Annotated in this window: 10 protein-coding genes; 6 read left to right on the top strand and 4 right to left on the bottom strand. The window is 64.2% G+C overall.

What is annotated here, in order from left to right; translation table 11 throughout:
• Positions 1–72 precede the first annotated feature (72 nt).
• Positions 73–1,233, bottom strand: a complete 1,161-nt coding sequence (locus tag P9217_RS19085; RefSeq protein ID WP_278087691.1) for an MFS transporter — start codon at positions 1,231–1,233, stop codon at positions 73–75.
• A gap of 255 nt (positions 1,234–1,488) precedes the next feature.
• On the opposite strand from P9217_RS19085, the gene P9217_RS19080 reads away from it, so the two are divergent.
• From P9217_RS19080 to P9217_RS19065, 4 genes are all read left to right on the top strand, one after another.
• Positions 1,489–3,066, top strand: coding sequence for a trimethylamine methyltransferase family protein (locus P9217_RS19080; RefSeq protein ID WP_066999726.1), 1,578 nt, complete (start codon positions 1,489–1,491; stop codon positions 3,064–3,066).
• A gap of 53 nt (positions 3,067–3,119) precedes the next feature.
• Entirely contained in the window at positions 3,120–5,690 is a 2,571-nt protein-coding gene (locus tag P9217_RS19075; RefSeq protein WP_278087692.1) for an FAD-dependent oxidoreductase, read from the top strand.
• Positions 5,691–5,782: 92 nt separating this feature from the next.
• Positions 5,783–7,291: a glycosyltransferase family 39 protein gene (locus tag P9217_RS19070; protein ID WP_278087693.1), complete on the top strand. Its 1,509-nt coding sequence runs from the start codon at positions 5,783–5,785 to the stop codon at positions 7,289–7,291.
• A 16-nt stretch (positions 7,292–7,307) separates the two neighbouring features.
• Positions 7,308–8,654, top strand: a complete 1,347-nt coding sequence (locus P9217_RS19065; RefSeq protein ID WP_278087694.1) for a Xaa-Pro peptidase family protein — start codon at positions 7,308–7,310, stop codon at positions 8,652–8,654.
• Here the strand turns inward: P9217_RS19065 and P9217_RS19060 are convergent.
• Both P9217_RS19060 and P9217_RS19055 read right to left on the bottom strand, forming a co-directional pair.
• Entirely contained in the window at positions 8,616–9,461 is an 846-nt protein-coding gene (locus P9217_RS19060) for a PhnD/SsuA/transferrin family substrate-binding protein (RefSeq protein ID WP_278088302.1), read from the bottom strand. The genes P9217_RS19065 and P9217_RS19060 overlap by 39 nt on opposite strands.
• Before the next feature lie 75 nt (positions 9,462–9,536).
• The gene (locus P9217_RS19055) at positions 9,537–10,547 is read right to left on the bottom strand and encodes a fatty acid desaturase (RefSeq protein WP_095801937.1); all 1,011 of its coding nucleotides are present in this window, start codon (positions 10,545–10,547) and stop codon (positions 9,537–9,539) included.
• A 227-nt stretch (positions 10,548–10,774) separates the two neighbouring features.
• On the opposite strand from P9217_RS19055, the gene P9217_RS19050 reads away from it, so the two are divergent.
• Positions 10,775–11,632 carry a helix-turn-helix transcriptional regulator gene (locus P9217_RS19050; protein ID WP_278087695.1) on the top strand — a complete coding sequence of 286 codons (858 nt, stop codon included), beginning with the start codon at positions 10,775–10,777 and terminating at the stop codon, positions 11,630–11,632.
• Between the two features lie 155 nt (positions 11,633–11,787).
• Positions 11,788–12,804, top strand: coding sequence for a betaine--homocysteine S-methyltransferase (bmt, locus tag P9217_RS19045; RefSeq protein ID WP_066999705.1), 1,017 nt, complete (start codon positions 11,788–11,790; stop codon positions 12,802–12,804).
• Between the two features lie 12 nt (positions 12,805–12,816).
• Here the strand turns inward: bmt and P9217_RS19040 are convergent, their stop codons facing one another.
• Positions 12,817–13,218 (bottom strand): hypothetical protein, encoded by a 402-nt coding sequence (locus P9217_RS19040; RefSeq protein ID WP_245433184.1) that lies wholly within the window; start codon positions 13,216–13,218, stop codon positions 12,817–12,819.
• Between the last annotated feature and the right edge of the window lie 7 nt (positions 13,219–13,225).

The raw sequence follows: 13,225 nt of genomic DNA, 5'->3' as shown, positions 1-13,225 counted from the left end.
GCGGCCCTGCCTACATCGCGTTCGCCGTGCCAACATTCAAGAGCAGCGCTGCCTGCGCTCAGCCAGCCGGCCCTACATCACCCGCCGGCGAATGACGGTGGCTACAGCCAGCGCCGCGCAGATCGCGCCGAGCGTCACCGGAAGCCCTGCGGCGCCGATCAGGTCCATCACACCGCCGGTCAGCGGCGGCACGAGGATGCCACCGACGCCCCACATCAAGGAGAAGGAGGCATTGCCCGCGACCAGCGCCGAGCCGGTAAAACGCTCGCCGAGCTCGATGATCGACATCGTATAGATCCCGTAGGACACCGCGCCCCAGATGAAGACGCAAGGCCAGATCAGCGGCGTCTCGATGAGCGCCGGCAAGAGCGCGCAGCCAAGAACCGTCACCGAGACACAGCCGAATCGCACGAGGCGCGCCGTCAGTCTTTCGGCGAGCAGGCCGAGCGGCACCTGCATGGCGATGTTGCCGGCGATCATCGTCGACAGCAGCGCCGACATGCGCGTCTCGGGAATGTCGAAGTGGGTGCCATAGACGGGAAGCAGCGCCAGCACCGACTGCTCGAAACCGGCGGCGGCGACGACCGCCGACAGGAGCAGCCAGGCGAGCGGCATGAAGCCCAGCACAGAAACTTTTTCACCTGCCTCGTCGACCCTAGGCAGACGTTTCACCACGACCGCCAGGCAGGCGCCGCAGAAAAGAAAAGCAAAGATGCCGACCAGAAAAGGCGGCCAACCCTCCGTGCCGACCGCCAGCAGGCAGAGCGGTCCGGCCGCGAACCCAGCCGAGATGATGGTCGAATAGATGCCCATGACGCGCCCGCGCCGCGACGGCGGCGCCAGCGCGATCACCCAGATTTCGCTGAGCACATAAAGCGGATTGGTGACCACGCCGACCAGGAAGCGCAGTGGGAACCACAAATAGACGTCCTGGGTCCAGCCGATCAGCGCCAGCACCAGGGCCGAGAGCCCGGCGCAGATGAGCGCAGTCCGCCCCGCTCCGAACCGGCGCGCCAGCCCCGGGATCAGCGGCGAGGACAGGATGAAACCGACCGGCGTCATCGCGGCCGACAGGCCGATCACCGCCGGCGACACGCCCTGACGCTGCAGGATGAAGCTCAGCAGCGGATAGGAAAGCCCCTGCGCGATGGCGAACACCGACACGGTCGCGATCACGCCGGTAATCGCGGCCCACTGCACCGTCTCGCCGGTCTCCGATTTCACCAGAGCCATCATTCCTGCTCCATTCAACGGAGGCTTAGCCGCTGCCGGCGACAGCCGTAAGGGCCAACTGACGGCAAGGGCGCATGTTCCAGCCAATCCTTGTCAGGAACGCCGGCAGGGAATGCTTTGGCGGCGGCAATTCGGCGGGCCAATCTGCCCTTCCGTCATGTCGCTTCCCTCGCCCTAGTGGTCGCCGCCTCCTTACCGGCAGCATTGCCGCCGGTCCATTATGCCGACCACTTTCGCATCCCCACGAGGCCTCTCATGACTGCCGCCCTTCATCCCGCCGAACCGGCATTGGCAACAGATCGCGCCCGCCGCGGCGGCCGTGCTGGCAAACGCGCCGGCGGATCGGCAGCCTTCGAGCAGCCGCCGTTCCGGCAGCTTAAGAACCCGCTGGTGCCCACCAGGCTGGTGTCCGACGACGAACTGGAATCGATCCACCTCGCCTCGCTGCGCGTTTTGAAGGAGATCGGCGTCGACGTGCTGCATGACGAAGCCCGCCGCATCATGAAGGCGCATGGCGCCGACGTTCGCGAAGGCAGCGAGCGCGTTCGCTTCGACAGCGACATGATCCTCGAGCTCATCGCGTACTGTCCGCCGGAGTTCACGCTGCACGCCCGCAACCCGGCGCACAATCTGCGCTTCGGCGGCAACAACGTCATCCTGTCGATGATGGCCTCGGCGCCGAACTGCTCCGACCTCGACCGCGGCCGCCGCCCCGGCAACCAGGTCGACTACCGCAATTTCCTGCGCCTGGCGCAGATGCACAACATCCTGCAGTGCACCGGCGGCTATCCGGTCGAGCCGATCGACATCCATCCCTCGGTCCGGCATCTCGAATGCATCCGCGACCTCGCCACGCTGACCGACAAGGTCTTCCACATCTATTCGCTCGGCAAGGAACGCAATGTCGACGGCATCGAGATCGCCCGCATCGCGCGCGGCGTCAGCCGCGAGCAGCTGATGGAGGAGCCGTCGGTCTTCACCATCATCAACACCAATTCGCCGCTCAAGCTCGACGTGCCGATGATGGAAGGCATCATCCAAATGGCCAGCATGGGCCAGGCGGTGATCGTCACGCCGTTCACGCTCTCCGGCGCCATGGCGCCCGTTACCATCGCCGGCGCGCTGGTGCAGCAGAATGCCGAGGCGCTCTCCGGCATCGCCTTTGCCCAGATGGTGAAGAAGGGCGCGCCGGTCGGCTATGGCGGCTTCACCTCCAATGTCGACATGAAGTCGGGCGCACCGGCCTTCGGCACGCCCGAATACATGAAGGCGCAGCTCGCCGGCGGCCAGCTCGCCCGCCGTTACAATATCCCCTACCGCACCTCAAACACCTGCGCCGCCAACACGGTCGACGCGCAGGCCGCCTATGAAAGCGTCTTTTCGCTGTGGGGCGCCATCCAGGGCGGCGGCAATCTGATGATGCACGGCGCCGGCTGGCTGGAAGGCGGCCTGCGCTGCTCCTACGAAAAGACCATCCTCGACATCGACCTCCTGCAGATGGTGGCCGAATTTCTCACCCCGCTCGATCTCTCCGAAGACGCGCTCGGCTTCGACGCCATCCAGTCGGTCGGCCCGGGCGGCCATTTCTTCGGCACCCAGCACACGCAGGAGCGCTACAAGACAGCCTTCTACTCGCCGATCGTCTCCGACTGGCGCAATTTCGAGACCTGGACCGAGGCGGGTTCGCCGACGGCGCTGGAACGCACCAACAAGGTATGGAAGGAGCGCCTCGCAGCCTACGAAGAGCCGTATATGGACCCGGCCATCCGCGAGGAGCTCAACGACTTCGTCGAGAAGCGCCGCGCCGAAGGCGGCGCGCCGACCGATTTTTGATCTTTCACGCCCCGCTCACTCGATTCAGTCTCTGCAAAAACGGACCTATCTTCATGAAATCCCATGTTAAAGCGGTTGTCATCGGCGGCGGTGTCGTCGGCTGCTCGGTGCTCTACCACCTCGCCAAGGCCGGCTGGACCGACATCATGCTGATCGAGCGCTCGGAGCTGACCTCCGGCTCGTCCTGGCACGCGGCGGGCGGCTTCCACACCCTGAACGGCGACCCGAACGTCGCCAAGCTGCAGGCTTATACCGTCCAGCTCTACAAGGAGATCGAGGAGCTTTCCGGCCAGTCCTGCTCGCTGCATCTGACCGGCGGCGTGATGATGGCCGATACCCCCGAGCGCATGGATTTCCTGCGGCTCGCCCACGCCAAGGGCCGCTATCTCGGCATGGATACCGAGCTGATCACGCCGTCCGAAGCCAAGGCGATGTTCCCGCTGATGGACGAGAAGAATTTCGTCGGCGCCATGTGGGATCCCGTCGAAGGCCATCTCGACCCCTCCGGCACGACCCACGCCTACGCCAAGGCCACGCGAAAACTCGGCGCTGAGATCGTGCTGCGCAACCGCGTCGTCGAGCTGACGCAGGAAGCCGACGGCACCTGGAACGTCGTCACCGAGCAAGGCACGGTGAAAGCCGAGCATGTCGTCAATTGCGGCGGGCTGTGGGCGCGCGAGATCGGCCGCATGGTCGGCGTCGAGCTGCCGGTGCTGGCGATGGAGCACATGTACCTGCTCACCGAGCCGATGCCGGAGGTCGAGGAATTCAACAGATCGACCGGCCGCGAGATGATCGGCGTGCTCGACTTCAAGGGCGAGATTTACACCCGCCAGGAGCGCAACGGCATCCTGCTCGGCACCTATGAAAAAGCCTGCAAGCCATGGTCGCCGGTCAACACGCCCTGGGATTTCGGTCATGAACTCTTGCCACCCGACATCGACCGCATCGCGCCGTCGCTGGAGATCGGCTTCAAGCATTTCCCCGGCATCGAGAAGGCCGGCATCAAACAGATCATCAACGGCCCCTTCACCTTCGCGCTCGACGGCAACCCGCTGGTCGGCCCAGTCCAGGGCCTGACCAACTTCTGGTGCGCCTGCGCCGTCATGGCCGGCTTCAGCCAGGGCGGCGGCGTTGGCCTGGCGCTGTCCAACTGGATGGTGCACGGCGATCCGGGCTTCGACGTCTGGGGCATGGATGTCGCCCGCTTCGGCGAATGGGCGACGCTGCGCTACACCAACGCCAAGGTGCGCGAGAATTATTCGCGGCGCTTCTCGATCCGCTTCCCGAACGAGGAACTGCCGGCCGCCCGGCCGGCGCAGACGACGCCGCTCTACGACACGATGCTCGCCAACAATGCGGTCATGGGCGACTCGTGGGGACTGGAAACCCCGCTCTGGTTCGCGCCAAAGGGCACCGAGCCAAAGGACATCGTCTCCTTCCACCGCTCCAACGATTTCGGCCCGATCGGCGAGGAAGTTCGCGCGACGCGCGAACGGGTCGGCGTCAACGAGATCGCCAACTTTGCCAAGTACGAAGTTTCCGGGCCCGGCGCCGAGGATTTCCTCAACCGGCTGATGACCAACCGGATGCCGAAGACCGGCCGCATTGTGCTCACCCCGATGGTCAACGAGTTCGGCAGGCTGATCGGCGACTTCACCATCGCCAAGACCGGTGAGGACCGTTTCATGATCTGGGGCTCTTCGGCCGCGCAGAAATACCATATGCGCTGGTTCGAGAAGCACCTGCCCAAGGATGGTTCTGTGCGCATCCACCGCTTCGACCAGACGCTGGTCGGCCTGTCCATCGCCGGACCGAGCTCGCGGGATTTGCTGCAGAAACTCGTGGACGTCGACGTCTCGACCAAGGCCTTCCGCTTCATGGACTTCCGCGAGATGGCGGTCGGCGGCGCGCCCTGCATGGTCAACCGCATCACCTATACCGGCGACCTCGGCTACGAGATCTGGATGGCCCCCGCCTATCAGCGCCTCGTCTACAAGGCGATCAAGGAAGCAGGCGAGGAATTCGGCCTCGTCGATTTCGGCATGCGCGCGCTGCTGTCGATGCGTCTCGAAAAGAACTTCCCAACCTGGTTCCGCGAGTTGCGTCCGATCTACGGGCCGTTCGAAGGCTCGATGGACCGCTTCATCAAGCTGGAGAAGAACGACTTCATTGGCCGCGAGGCGGCTGCCAGGGAGCAGGCGCAAGGGCCGAAGCTGCGCCGCGTCTCCTTCATCGTCGATGCTGCGGACGCCGACGTGATGGGCGACGAGCCGATCTGGGCCAAGGTCAGCAAGGATTATGGCACGGTGGAGAAACCGCATGGCTACGGCGCGCCGCGCTTCGACGAGACGGGCAAGGAAGTGCGCGGCTCCGAAGCCGCCGAAGGCGCTTCGGCCGTGCGCGGCATCGTCGATGGCGAGTGGCGCGTTGTCGGCTGGGTGACCTCGGGCGGCTATGCGCACTACGTGCAAAAGTCGATGGCGCAGGGCTATGTGCCGGCGGCCCTTGCCGAGGACGAGAGCGCCGGCCTGTTCGAGATCGAGATCCTCGGCCACCGCCGCCCGGCCCGCATCAACGTCGAACCGCCCTTCGACCCGAGCGGCGAGAAGATGCGCACCTGATTCCAGGAAGCCGCAATGTACCGCTTTCGGATCGTGTTGGTGGCCGGCTATATAGCAACCGGCCACCAACGCATCAGATGAGAAGACGACCCTTGCGGCAGCTGGAGAAATGGACCGACTGGCTCTGCGATGAACGGGGCGGCCCTTTCAGTGCCGCAATCGCGTTTGCACTTGCCTATTGCCTGGTCCAGATCGTGGTTATGCCGCTCTCGTCCCATTTCGTGGGCACCGGCGTCGGCGTCGACGACGCCGAACAGTTGATGGCGATGCGCTTCCTCGCGGCCGGCTATGGCGGCTCGCAGCCGCCTTTATACACCTGGTTCGGCATCCTCACGGCCTCGCTGGTTGGAACCAGCATTCTCGCGCTCAAGATCGTCAAATACACGCTGCTGGCCGGTGGATTGGTCGCGTCCTTCGCCACAGTGCGCCGCCTGGGCTACTCAGCCCGCGCGGCGACCGCCGCCATGTTCGGCCTGCTGCTGTTTCCACAGATCGTATGGGAGATGCAGCATGCCCTCACCCACTCGGTCGCGGTTTTTTGCTTTTCATCGCTGCTGCTCCTGGCAGTCGCCGAGTTGCAGAAACGGCGCTCGACTACCGCGTATGTGCTGCTTGGCTTGGCGACCGCCGCCGCAATGCTGTCGAAATACAATGAGGTGATCTTTCTCGCTGCGCTGTTCCTTGCGGCGCTGTCCGTCCGCGAAACACGTGAGGCGATCTTCGATCGCCGTTTCCTGATCAGTGTGGTTGTGGCGATCCTCGCCTGCCTGCCCACATTCTACTGGAGCCTCACGCATCTGGGAGACCTGCTGGCGCACAGCGGTGGCCTGGGCGTCGCCGAGGGGGGCAGCGCGGCAAAGACCCTGTCTCGCGGCATCCGCGGCTTGGGCAATGCGATACTCAATTTCGCCGGGCTGCCGGCCACGATCTTTGCCGTCGCGTTTTTCCTGGCGCGCAAGCAATCCGCACCACCGCCCGAGGCCGCACCGTGGCCAGAGACGCTGGTCTGGCGAGCGATAGGCTTCGCCTTGCTGATCACGCTCGTGGTGGTGCTGGCGGGAGGCATCACACAGTTTCGCGATCGCTGGATGCTGCCCGTATTCGTGCTGTTGCCGGTCGCCATTGCCATGCGGCTGGACGCGATGGGGGAAAGGGGCAGGAAGACGCAGGCTACAATCGTCTTCGTCGGCGCCGTGATGGCCATCCTGGTGCTTCCGGTAAGCTGGTACATGCAGGTCCACGGCGGCGACAACCGCGGCAGCATCGTGCGCTTGGACTACGCTTCGCTCCATCGTCATCTGACAGCCGACGGACCGGTCGGCACTGTGGTCTCGAGTTGGTTCTGGATCGGCAATCTCCGCCTCGTCGATCCCGATCTCATCGTGCTCGACGACGAGATACCCGATTTCGCCAAGTCGATCCGCGAGCCCGCGGTGCTTGTGCTCGCGGATGACGAGGAACCGGCTTCCGTCATCTTCAAGAGGATCACCGAGGCCGGCTATGTGATGGACACTGTCCATCGGCGCATCGCGGTGCCGCAGTTGGGGAACGCACCGCGCCAGGTCACGATCACCAGGCTGCACATGACGACGCCGCAATAGACAGCCAGGGGACCGCATGGACACACAACGTTTCGGCCGCCACCGCAAGATCATGCCGTTCGAACCCGGCTCCGTCGAGGCGCTGCGCGCCGCCTCCCGCGAGAAGGCTGCCGCGCTCAACCAGCACGCTCTGGGCTATGGCGCGGTAGCCGAAGCCGAATGGGCGGCGGCAGGCATCGCCGCTCCCGACCTGCCTGCCATGCGAACCTATCGGCTCGAGCGCATCCGCGCCGAACTCAGGCGCCGCGACTATGCGGGCGCCCTGCTCTACGATCCGGTCAACATCCGCTACGCGACGGATTCGACCAACATGCAGCTCTGGGTCGCGCACAACCCGACCCGCCACTGTTTCGTCGCCACAGAAGGCCCTGTGGTGCTGTTCGACTATTTCTCCTGCGAGCATTTGTCGGATCACGCCGGCGTCGTCGACGAGGTGCGGCCGGCGGTGTCGTGGATGTATCTTTATAGCGGCGAGCTGACCGACAAGAAGGTCCGCCGCTGGGCGGCCGGCATCGCCGAGCTCCTTGCCGAGCACGGCGGCGGCAATCGGCGGATCGCCGTCGACCACATCAATCCGGAAGGCGTCGAAGAGCTTGCCCGCCGCGGCATAACAGTCGGCAATGGCGAGCCGGTGATGGAGAATGCGCGCCTCATAAAGTCGCCCGACGAGATCCTCGCCATGCGCCGCGCCATTGTCGCCTGCGAGGCGGCGATGGGCGAGATGGAAGGGGCGCTGAAGCCTGGCATTTCCGAGAACGAGCTCTGGGCGGAACTGCATCGCGGCAACATCGCGCGCGGCGGCGAATGGATCGAGACCCGGCTTCTGTCGTCCGGGCCGCGCACCAACCCCTGGTTCCAGGAATGCTCGTCGCGCATCGTCGAGGACGGCGATCTCGTCGCCTTCGACACCGACCTCATCGGTCCCTATGGATTTTGCGCCGACCTCTCGCGCACCTGGCTCTGCGGCGATGGCCGGCCGTCCGACGAGCAGCATGACCTGTTCCGCATCGCCGCCGACCAGATCGCCCACAACACGGTATTGATGCGGCCGGGCATTTCCTTCCGCGATCTCGTCGAACGCTCCGCCGTGCCGCCGGGAGACTGCTTCCCGGCGCGCTACGGCGTGCTCTACCACGGCGTCGGTCTGGCGGACGAATATCCGACCCTGCCGCATGCCAGCGACTGGACGGACGACACGCCGGATGGCGTCCTGGAACCCGGCATGGTGCTGTGCGTGGAAAGCTATATCGGCAGGCTCGGCGGCCGCGAGGGCGTCAAGATCGAGGAGCAGATCCTCATCACCGAGACCGGCAACGAAAAACTCTCAGCCTACCCGCTCGACGAAAAGCTGCTTGGCAACTGACCCGTCCAAGCCAAGCTCGGCGATGGCCTCGCGCATGGACGCAACGACGTCCGCCGATGTGGCCCTGGCCGAGATAAACGGCAATCCCTTCCGCCTGGTCGTCCAGCCGACCACTTTCACGCGCCGCGCCGCCGGCTCGAATCGCTGCGCCAATGCCCAGCTCTGGCAGTCGATGGCGGCGATATCGGCCCTGCCCTCGGCGATGGCGACGATCGACGACCGGTGGCCGCCGCTTTCGCCGCACGAGGCGAAGACGCCCAGACTTTCGCCGATCGCCTCCAGGTCGCGCGTCAGCCCGAGCAGCCCGGACATCGAATCCGGATTGTTGAAGATGAAGCGCTTGCCGCGGATGAGATCGAGCGGGATGACGGCCTTGCCATCCTCGGGCGAGGCAACCGACGTCCCGCCATCAGCCGGCATCACCAGCGCGCTGGAATAGAGCTCGCCCTGCCCGCCCTCGAAGGCGTCATAGCTTGGCTGAGCGACCACCTGCACATGCCTGGCCAGGCCGAGCTCCATCGGCCCCCAGCAGGTCTGTCCGAAAAGCAGCGCCGGGCTCAGCCAGAGCTGGTGAAAATCGAACTCGTCCGGGGGCAATGTCGCGGGGTCGGGCGCTATCAGCTTCCCGGCGCCGTCTTGGATGCCGCCGGACACCGGCGGCAGGTCGCGATTGCTGCGCGCCATTCTTTCCGGCGCGTCGATACCCCTCCGTCGAAAAGCGTCGCGGAGCTGCGCCCATTGCGCGTCGATCTCGCCGCGAACTTCCGGCCAGTCATACATCGGCAGAGCCGCAATCAACTTGCTCATGACGAACAGCTTTCAAAACAGGCGGTCATCGGCGCCTGAATTCCGCGGCGATAAAGCAGTCGCGAAAGTTCGAAATTACTCTTTCGGCGGCTCAGCCGGCACCGGAGCCGTGCCAAGTCCACTCACATTACGCGCTCTGATGCGCGGCTTGAAGGCACGGCCGGGTTCGGGCGCGCGGCGCAGCACCGGATGCACCACCGGCTCCTTGGCCTTGAAGGCAAATGATTTGATCAGCGCGAAATAATTCGGATAGACGTAGCCGTTGTTCATCCGCAGCCATTCTTCGCGGCGATCGCGAAACATCTTCGGCAGTCTGTACCAGGCGACGGTCGGGCTCTTGTGGTGCACGAAATGCAGGTTGTTGTTGAGGAACAGGAAGGAGAGCGGCGACCGCTCGACGATGATCGTGCGGCCCTCCGGGTGTTCCGACCACTGATGCTCGGCATAGGTGCGCACCGAAATCAGGGACTGGCCGAGCCACACCGGCCCCAGTATGTAGAGCCAGAGCGGGATGCCGAAGCCGAAGGTCACGATCGGCACGACCACTGCAAGTCCGACCGCATGCAGCAGCCAGGCTTTGCGGATCGCCTTGTCGCCGGCGGCCATCTGTCTGGCGTCTTCGAGGAAGAAGCCGATCGACGACAGCCAAGGTCCGAGAACGAAGCGGCCGACCATTGTGTTGTTGATCTTGAGCAGGACCTTCATCGCCGGCGGCATTTCCGCATGCATCCAGAGCGCCTGGTAATAGCTTTCCGGATCGTCGAGCGGGTCGGTCAGCCGCTCGTCGGCGTGGTGGCGAAGATGGATCGCCTTGAAACGGCGGAACGGCCAGACCAGCCCGATCGGCAGGATGACGAAGGCTTCGTTGATGCTGGCGTTGCGGGTCGGATGGCCATGCAGCACTTCGTGCATCAGCGAGGATTGCAGGGCCAGTATCAAGGCCAAGGCGACAAGGGCCAGCAGCGGATAGGAAGGCCAAAGCAGGAAGCCGGTGGCAAGCCAGGCGCCATAACAGAACAGTGTGAGGAATACTGTCGGCCATTCCACGGCCGGTGTGCTGCTATGTCTCTTGCGTATGCCAGTCATGCTATCGACCACTGCCTTCCAGTCGCCGGAACCACTTTGATTCCTGACAGCATTGTGTCAGGAGCCTGTCGTTGTCGCAACGCGACAAAGTGAACAATCTGTTGCGAATGCGCATATTTGGCTGCATATGTTATATATTGTAAACAGATTTGGGGATTCATTTGCGCCTGAGCACCTAACCACAGGCCTGGGCGCAAATTTTTCCTCCACTGGAAAGGAGCGGCGTGATGGACAAGCGTGATCTGTCGACGGTCTTCAGAGAGCGCCTGAAATTGCTCTTGACACGCTCGGACTTGAACCAGTCGGCCTTCGCGAGCGCCGTCGGTATCGATCGTTCGGCGCTGTCGCAGCTCCTGTCGGGCGCCTCGACGCGCCTGCCCCGCGCCGAGACGCTTCTCAACATCGCCGCCGAGTTCAAGGTATCGCTCGATTGGCTGCTGGGCCTTAGCCAGGACGAAGGCGTCACCGGCGAGATTCGCGAAAGCCTCGAGATCGAGGAGGCGCCGGACGGCTTTGACCGCACGCTACTTGCCAAGTGGCACGCCGAGGCGGTCGGCACCAAGATCCGCTACGTGCCGGCGGGCATTCCGGACCTCCTGCGCACCGAGGCCCTTGTCGAATACGAGGCCGGCATTACCAACAAGAGCCGCGAGGCGCAGGCCGGCGAAACGCAATACCGCATCGACTACAACAGGCGGCCCGAGACCGACATGGAGGTCTGCATGCCGCGCCATACGCTGGAGATTTTCGCACGCGGGCTCGGCGTCTGGGACCGGTTCCCGGAAGCCGAGCGCCGCCGGCAATTGCTGCACATGGCAACGCTCCTCGACGACCTTTACCCGACCTTCCGCCTCTTCCTCTATGACGGCCGCATGCGCTATTCGATCCCTTATACGATCTTCGGGCCGTACCGCGCCGCAATCTATGTCGGCGACATGTATCTGGTGCTGAACGCCACCCAGCCGGTCCGTACCCTGACCAGCCACTTCGACAATCTGGTCCGAGCCGCCGACATCAACGCGCATGAGGCGGCGAGCTTCACGCAGAAGCTGGCCGGGATCTCCTTCACCTCAGGCTCTGTCTGAACGCGGCCATCATCGCCATGCTGGCATGCGGCGACCAACCTGGCCGACCCGTCCGTTTTAGGAAACTCATGCAAGAGCGGGGGCGCAAATTCATTGACTAGATATAAAGACTTCTTTATATCGTTATTTGAATTCAAGATGCGAAAGCCAGAGCCATGACCGCCACCAATCCGATCGACGCATTGCTTGCCGAAAAAGGCGTGCTGCTGGCCGACGGCGCCACCGGCACCAATTTGTTCGCGATGGGACTTGAGGCCGGCGAAGCCCCCGAGCTGCTCAACGAGACGGCGCCCGACACCATCGCCGCGCTGCATCAGAATTTCGTCGATGCCGGCGCCGACATCATCCTGACCAATTCCTTCGGCGGCACCCGTCATCGGCTGAAGCTGCATCACGCTCAGGACCGCGTGCATGACTTGAACAAGCGCGCCGCCGAAATCGCCCGTTCGGTGTCCGACAAGGCAGGCCGCAAGGTGATCGTTGCCGGCTCCGTCGGCCCGACCGGCGAGCTTTTGGTGCCGCTCGGCGCTATGTCCTATGAGGAAGCGGTCGATGCCTTTGCCGAGCAGATCGAGGGCTTGAAGGCCGGCGGAGCCGAAGTCGCATGGATCGAGACCATGTCGGCGCCGGATGAGATCCGCGCCGCGGCCGAAGCCGCGATCCGCGTCGGCCTGCCCTACACCTATACCGGTTCCTTCGATACGGCCGGCCGCACGATGATGGGGCTGTTGCCCAAGGATATCCACGGCGTTGCGGATGGACTGTCGCAGGCTCCGCTTGGTGTGGGCGCCAATTGCGGCGTCGGCGCAGCCGACATCCTGGCCTCGCTGCTCGACATGACCGACGCGAAGCCGGAAGCCACCGTGATCGTCAAGGGCAATTGCGGCATTCCGGAATTCCGCGGCAGCGAGATCCACTATTCCGGCACGCCCGAACTGATGGCCGACTATGTCCGGCTGGCAGTCGATGCGGGCGCCAAGATCGTCGGCGGCTGCTGCGGCACCTCGTTCGCTCACCTTGCCGCGATGCGCAAGGCGCTCGACGCGCACACCAAGTCGGCGCGTCCGACGGTCGAGTCCATCGTCGAGCGCATCGGGCCGATGCGCAACAAGATAGCGAGCGCTGCCGAGGCAGGCGAAGGCCGTCGCGAACGCCGGCGCAGCCGCGCCTGAAGTTGGCCTGCTCTATTCGCTGTTTTCAGCGTAGCGCGACAGCGCCGTACCGAGATCGGTGGCGGCGCTGTTCTTGCCGTCGCCGCCCATCGTCATCAACGCGCCGGACGCGCGCGGGTCGCTGATCTGCTCCAGCATCACGCGAAAGCGGTCGTTGTTGAGCGCAGAGAGCGCCGTGTCGCGGGCCGCATCGACATTATTCCTGATCCGCGCGGATTCCGCCGACGGAGCGGACGGTGCTCGCGTCTGAAGATTGCCCGCAGTCGGCGTCACGTTGCCGGTGATATGCAATTCCAGCCCCTCACTTCTATCAGCTTTGACTAACAGGAGGGCATTGCGATCAAGTTCCGGAAAAGCCGCGCAATTTAACGATCGGCAAAAGCCGGCAGGTCCTCCGCCGGCTTTTTGTTCCATGGACGGC

It is taken from the genome of Mesorhizobium sp. WSM4989 (genome assembly GCF_029625795.1).
In the GTDB taxonomy this organism is placed as follows: domain Bacteria; phylum Pseudomonadota; class Alphaproteobacteria; order Rhizobiales; family Rhizobiaceae; genus Mesorhizobium.
The sequence above is the reverse complement of the archived record's forward strand: the minus strand, read 5'-3'. Positions and strand labels throughout refer to the sequence as shown.

Bases quoted from the DNA above. Each gene is read 5' to 3' on its own strand.
- P9217_RS19085 (WP_278087691.1), bottom strand. From the start codon at position 1,233: ATGGCTCTGGTGAAATCGGAGACCGGCGAGACGGTGCAGTGGGCCGCG.
- P9217_RS19080 (WP_066999726.1), top strand. From the start codon at position 1,489: ATGACTGCCGCCCTTCATCCCGCCGAACCGGCATTGGCAACAGATCGC.
- P9217_RS19075 (WP_278087692.1), top strand. From the start codon at position 3,120: ATGAAATCCCATGTTAAAGCGGTTGTCATCGGCGGCGGTGTCGTCGGC.
- P9217_RS19065 (WP_278087694.1), top strand. From the start codon at position 7,308: ATGGACACACAACGTTTCGGCCGCCACCGCAAGATCATGCCGTTCGAA.
- P9217_RS19060 (WP_278088302.1), bottom strand. From the start codon at position 9,461: ATGAGCAAGTTGATTGCGGCTCTGCCGATGTATGACTGGCCGGAAGTT.
- P9217_RS19055 (WP_095801937.1), bottom strand. From the start codon at position 10,547: ATGACTGGCATACGCAAGAGACATAGCAGCACACCGGCCGTGGAATGG.
- P9217_RS19050 (WP_278087695.1), top strand. From the start codon at position 10,775: ATGGACAAGCGTGATCTGTCGACGGTCTTCAGAGAGCGCCTGAAATTG.
- bmt (WP_066999705.1), top strand. From the start codon at position 11,788: ATGACCGCCACCAATCCGATCGACGCATTGCTTGCCGAAAAAGGCGTG.
- P9217_RS19040 (WP_245433184.1), bottom strand. From the start codon at position 13,218: ATGGAACAAAAAGCCGGCGGAGGACCTGCCGGCTTTTGCCGATCGTTA.